This is a genomic window from Nocardiopsis prasina DSM 43845, assembly GCF_000341265.1.
Lineage (GTDB): Bacteria > Actinomycetota > Actinomycetes > Streptosporangiales > Streptosporangiaceae > Nocardiopsis > Nocardiopsis prasina.
Genome location: NZ_ANAE01000114.1, coordinates 1 through 4,635 on the forward strand (window position 1 = coordinate 1; position 4,635 = coordinate 4,635).

Genomic DNA, 4,635 nt, shown 5'->3' on the forward strand with positions numbered 1-4,635 from the left:
CCCCCGTCGCTGGCCCGGGCGATGGCCGACACCGGGCTGCCCGCCCTGCCGGGGGTGGCCACGGTGTCGGAGGCGATGGCGCTGCTGGAGCTCGGCCTGACCGAGCTCAAGTTCTTCCCGGCCGAGGCCTCGGGCGGGGCGGCGTTCCTGAAGTCGCTCACCGGCCCGCTGCCGCAGGTCCGGTTCTGCCCCACCGGCGGAATCACCGCGCGCAGCGCCCAGAGCTACCTCGCGCTGCCCAACGTGGGCTGTGTGGGAGGCAGCTGGCTCACCCCCGCCGCACTGGTCGGCGAGGGCCGCTGGGACGAGGTCACCGAGCTCGCGCGCGAGGCCGCCGCGCTGGAGCGCTGAGCCGGGCGGGTCAGGGCTGGTCGGCGCCGGAGGAGCGGGCGTCGACCAGGACCTGCACCCCGTCCAGGACCCGCTCCAGGCCGAAGGCGAACTCGTGGTCCGGTTCGTAGAGCGCCTGGTGGGCGGTACCGACCGCCACGCCCACGCGCGCGGCCGTCGGGTACCTGGAGTCGTCGATCAGCGCGGACAGCAGGGGGTCGGCGGTCCGCCACCACTGCTGGTCGTCCATCCCCGAGTCCCGGGCGATCCACTCGGAGTTGACGGTCTGCCGGGCGGTGCTCTCCACGTAGCCGTTGACCAGGCTGACGGTGGAGTCCATCTCGACCTCGCTCAACCCGAGCCCGTCCACGGCGGCGAGCTCGTGGTCGTACTTGGCGATGAGGTTGGGGCCGAGGAGGCGCGTGGTGACGGTCTGGAGCATCCACGGGTGGCGGATGTAGAGGTCGCGGTTGGCGTGCGCGATCCGGTGCAGGCGCTCCCGCCAGGTGCCGGACCGCTCGGTGGTGTCCAGATCGGCGTAGGCGGCGTCCACCATGAGGTCGATGAGCTCGCCCTTGCCGGGCACGTAGGTGTACAGGGACATCGTGCCGACGTCCAGGGTCTCGGCGACCCGGCGCATGGACAGCGCGGTGATCCCCTCCGCGTCGGCCAGCTCGGTGGCCGCGACCACGATCCGGTCGATGCTCAGCCCCGGTTTGCCCCTGCGTCGGCTCGCGGGTTCCTGTGTGCGCCACAACAGGGCCAGGCTGCGCGCGGGATCGCCACTCTTGCTGTTCTGCGGGGACATCGGTCCGTCCTGGTACTGGGTCCGTAGGGCGTACGGGCCAGTGTACGTCCGCGAGGCCCCCGCCCCCACGGCGACGGGGAGCGGGGGAGCGGGGTGAGCCGTCAGCCGCCCAGGGAGCGGTACCGGTGCACGGACAGCGGAGCGAACACCGCGACCAGCAGTAGCGGCCAGACCACCGCCATCAGCAGCGGGTGCTGCGCGACCCAGGTGTCCCCGGCCACGGTCGGGTTGCCGAACAGCGCGCGTGCGGCGGCCACCGTGGACGACATCGGGTTCCAGTCCGCGACCACTCCCAGCCACACGGGCATGGTCGCGGTGGCCACGAACGCGTTGGACAGGAAGCCGATCGGGAACTCCAGGGTCTGGATGACGGCGATCCCGCCCTGCCCCCGCATGACCAGCCCCACGTAGATGCCGACCCACACCAGGGCGAACCGCAGCAGGAGCAGCAGCCCGAACCCGGCCAGCGCCCCGCCCGGGCCGTCGTGCCACTGCCAGCCCACGAGCGCCCCGAACCCGACCAGCACGGCCAGCGTGATCGTGGACCGGAGCATGTCCGCGAGGCAACGGCCGACCACCACGGCGGATGCGGCCATGGGCATCGACCGGAACCGGTCGGTGATCCCCCGGGTGGCGTCGGTGGTCACGGCGGTGACGGTCTCCCCGAGACCGAAGACCATGACCATCGCGAACATGCCGGGCATGAGGTGTTCGGTGTGGTCGCCGCCGCCGGGCACGGACATGGCGCCGCCGAGCAGGTACACGAACATCAGCACCATGAGGACGGGGAAGAGCAGCCCGAAGAGCAGCTCCCACGGCTGGCGCCACCAGTGGAGGACGTCGCGGCGGGCCACGGCCCATCCGTCGGCGGCCGCCCAGCCCAGGCGGGACAGGGGGCCGGACGGCGGTGACAGGGCCCCGACGTCGGGCGGGGTGAGGGTGCGTACGGTGTCGTTCATCGCTGGACCTCCGCGGGGGTGCCCCGGAGTTCGGGGCCGGTCAGGTGCAGGAAGACCTCGTCGAGGCTCGGGGCCCGCAGGACCACGTCGGCCACGGCCACGCCGCCCTCGTCCAGGGCGCGCACGGCCCTGGTGAGGGAGGCCGCGCGGTCGTCCACCTCGGTGCTGAGCCGCCGCTCCTCCGGAGCGGTGGTCACCGTGTGGCCGATGGCCCGCTCCACCAGGGCGGCCGCCTCGGCCAGGGCGAGTTCGTCGCGCAGGACCACGTCGATCCGGTCACCGCCGATCCTTGATTTCAGCTCGGCGGGCGTGCCCTCGGCGATCACACGGCCGGTGTCGATCACCGAGATCCGGTCGGCGAGCTGGTCGGCCTCCTCCAGGTACTGGGTGGTGAGCAGGACGGTGGTCCCGGTGCCGACGAGGTCGCGCACGGCGGACCAGACCTCGTCGCGGCCGCGCGGGTCGAGGCCGACCGTGGGTTCGTCGAGGAACATCACCGGCGGGCTGAGGACCATCCCGGCGGCCAGGTCCAGCCTGCGTCGCATGCCGCCCGAGTAGGTGCTGACCGGTCGCCCTCCGGTGTCGGACAGGCCGAAGCGCTCCAGGAGTTCGTCGGCCCGACGGGCGGCGACGCGTGCGCCCAGGTGGTGGAGGCGGCCGAAGAGCTCCAGGTTCTGGTGGCCGCTGAGGATCTCGTCGACGGCGGCGTTCTGGCCGACCAGGCCGATGCTTCGCCGGACCTGGACGCCTTGGGTGGCCACGTCGTGTCCGGCGACCTCGGCGGTGCCCTCGTGCGCGCGGATCAGGGTGGTGAGCACGCGGACGGCCGTCGACTTCCCGGCTCCGTTGGGCCCGAGCAGTCCATGGACGCTGCCCCGCTCGACCTGGAGGTCGAACCCCCGCAGGGCCCACGCGGTCCTGAACCTGCGGCCGATCCCGCGCGCGCTGACGGCGGTGGCGGATGCGGGATGTGCTGTGGAAGCCATGGTTCCCCTTCTCTTCGTACCTCGTACAGTACGGCGTACGGAGAAGAGAACGCGCACCCGGGGCCGATTGATTCCTTATGGCCTAAAGTTTTCTGGAAAGCTCCGTCTTCGCAGGTGACAAGGGCTCGATGTCGATGAGGGCCACTTGTCATCGGGGCGAACGCGGTGCGGTCCGCCGGGCCGGGGGACGACGCTCTCGCCCCACCGGGCCCCGTCACGCCCGGCAGGTGTGGTCGAGCCCCGTGTTCCGACCGCCCGTGTTTCAGCCGCCCTCCACCCGGCTCCGACACCGCGCTCTGGTTCACTTGGACGATGAGCGCGAGTGCTGCCCTGGGCCAGGTGTGCGAGAGTGACGTTCCGGAGTTGACCGCCTTCCTGAGGGTCGTCGATCTCACCGTCAGCGGACTCGACTCGCCGTCGGTCCGCCTGTGGGTCGAGCGAGACGGCGACGGCGAGATCATCGGCAGCACGGGTTACGAGATCAGCGCCGACAGCAGGCACGCCCTCATCAGGAGCGTGGGGGTCGACCCGTCGCGACGCTCAACCGGCAGAGGCGGCGGTCTCGCCCGCTTCGCGTTCGCGCGTGCTGCGGAGGAGGGCGCCGCCACGGCCTGGCTGTTCAGCCGTCGCTCCGGCCCCTTCTGGCGCGGCCTGGGGTTCGCGCCCGCAGACCGTCGTGAACTCGCGAGCGTTCTCCATGAGACGCACCAGGTGCGCCTCTTCCAGAAGACCGGACAGCTGGAGCACGAGGTCGCCTGGTCCCGGCCGTTGTAGGTCCTCGGGACCCGCACGAAGGGGCGTTTCCCGGTCTCGAACCTCCGCGCCAGCCGTGAGCGGTACCACGGGGCCGTCTCGACGGGACCGCTCGCGGCACGGGGGCTCGGCGCCCTTCGGGCCGGAGGTCGAAGCGCCGGACGTTTCGCTCGGCGTTCGGCTGGTCGGGTGGCGGGTGTTCATGGTGTGGCGCGGGGGACCGTCCGTGGAACGGGGGCCGTGAGGCTCTTGGGGTGGGGTCGGCGTGCCGTTGCCCGGGGTTCGGGTGGCGGGTGGTGGGTGTTCGTGGGGTCGCGTGAGAGAGGGCGGCCCGACGGGTCGGGGAAGGAGGTGTCCGCCGCAGTGGGGGCGGGCATCAGGCCCGGTCGGGTGGCCCGGGCGCTACCCGGTGAACTCCGCGGCGTGCTCGGCGGCCCACTGGGTCAGGGTGCGCCCCGGGCGGCCGGTGACGCGCTGGACGGTGTCCTGGACCTGCCCGCCGATCTCCGGGGGGTTGCTGGCCAGGTCCAGCGCGAAGGCCACGTACTCCTCGTCGTGCCCCTCGGCGCGCAGGCGCTGGGCGGTCTCCTCCAGGGAGAGCAGGGCAACGGTGACCTCCCGGCCGATCGCCGTGGACAGCCGCGTGGCCTGCTCGGCCGGGGTCAGCGACTCCGGGCCGCTGACCAGGTACGCCCGCCCGCCGTGGCCGTCCTCGGTGAGCGCGCTGACCGCCACCGAGGCGATGTCGGCCTCGTGCACCATGGCGCTCGGCTGGGCGCGGGACACCCGCATCAGGCCC

General features: G+C 72.6%; 4 protein-coding genes and 2 pseudogenes. 2 read left to right on the forward strand and 4 right to left on the reverse strand.

Translation table 11 applies throughout. From position 1 onward, the window contains the following. Nucleotides 1-351: pseudogene (locus D452_RS0111745) on the forward strand (keto-deoxy-phosphogluconate aldolase); the annotation flags it as partial. Between the two features lie 10 nt (nucleotides 352-361). On the opposite strand, the gene D452_RS0111750 reads toward D452_RS0111745, so the two are convergent. The 3 genes from D452_RS0111750 to D452_RS0111760 all read right to left on the reverse strand — a co-directional run bounded on the left by D452_RS0111750 (nucleotide 362) and on the right by D452_RS0111760 (nucleotide 3,083). Further along, nucleotides 362-1,138 (reverse strand): TetR/AcrR family transcriptional regulator, encoded by a 777-nt coding sequence (locus D452_RS0111750; RefSeq protein WP_017544346.1) that lies wholly within the window; start codon nucleotides 1,136-1,138, stop codon nucleotides 362-364. Nucleotides 1,139-1,239: 101 nt separating this feature from the next. After that, the gene (locus D452_RS0111755; protein ID WP_017544347.1) at nucleotides 1,240-2,097 is read right to left on the reverse strand and encodes an ABC transporter permease; all 858 of its coding nucleotides are present in this window, start codon (nucleotides 2,095-2,097) and stop codon (nucleotides 1,240-1,242) included. Then, complete coding sequence (locus tag D452_RS0111760; RefSeq protein ID WP_017544348.1) at nucleotides 2,094-3,083, reverse strand: daunorubicin resistance protein DrrA family ABC transporter ATP-binding protein; 990 nt, start codon at nucleotides 3,081-3,083, stop codon at nucleotides 2,094-2,096. Before D452_RS0111760 ends, D452_RS0111755 begins: the two co-directional genes overlap by 4 nt. 312 nt (nucleotides 3,084-3,395) lie before the next feature. Between D452_RS0111760 and D452_RS0111765 the strand changes: the two genes are divergently transcribed. Further along, complete coding sequence (locus tag D452_RS0111765; RefSeq protein WP_040693600.1) at nucleotides 3,396-3,857, forward strand: GNAT family N-acetyltransferase; 462 nt, start codon at nucleotides 3,396-3,398, stop codon at nucleotides 3,855-3,857. 381 nt (nucleotides 3,858-4,238) lie between these two features. Here the strand turns inward: D452_RS0111765 and D452_RS30695 are convergent. Further along, a pseudogene (locus D452_RS30695) lies at nucleotides 4,239-4,635 on the reverse strand (hydroxylase); the annotation flags it as partial.

What these genes read in the sequence shown, in the direction of transcription:
- D452_RS0111750 (WP_017544346.1), bottom strand. Translation starts at nt 1,138, where the DNA reads ATGTCCCCGCAGAACAGCAAGAGTGGCGATCCCGCGCGCAGCCTGGCC.
- D452_RS0111755 (WP_017544347.1), bottom strand. Translation starts at nt 2,097, where the DNA reads ATGAACGACACCGTACGCACCCTCACCCCGCCCGACGTCGGGGCCCTG.
- D452_RS0111760 (WP_017544348.1), bottom strand. Translation starts at nt 3,083, where the DNA reads ATGGCTTCCACAGCACATCCCGCATCCGCCACCGCCGTCAGCGCGCGC.
- D452_RS0111765 (WP_040693600.1), top strand. Translation starts at nt 3,396, where the DNA reads ATGAGCGCGAGTGCTGCCCTGGGCCAGGTGTGCGAGAGTGACGTTCCG.